Origin of the sequence: Nocardiopsis prasina DSM 43845 (genome assembly GCF_000341265.1) — a bacterium.
GTDB lineage: Bacteria > Actinomycetota > Actinomycetes > Streptosporangiales > Streptosporangiaceae > Nocardiopsis > Nocardiopsis prasina.
On the sequence record NZ_ANAE01000216.1, the window covers coordinates 1 to 213 of the forward strand.

Annotated in this window: 1 pseudogene; it reads right to left on the minus strand. The window is 75.6% G+C overall.

The window, feature by feature from the left end:
• Window positions 1-213: pseudogene (locus D452_RS30550) on the minus strand (glycosyltransferase); the annotation flags it as partial.

Consider the following 213-nt stretch of genomic DNA (forward strand, 5'->3'; position numbering starts at 1 on the left):
CGCCTGCGGGTCCACCATCACCCGTTCCTCCACGGAGGTGAGGAGGTCCGAGAGCTCCCCGCCCAGGCACCGCGCCCATCCGGGCATCGGGCCGCTCACCAGCGGAATCCCCGCTGCGGCGAGTCCGGCCACCGCGCGTACGGCCGCCAACGGGCCGCTGTGCCGCCCCCACTCGACACGCACCGCGCGCAGGTCACGCAGACCCGCCACGTC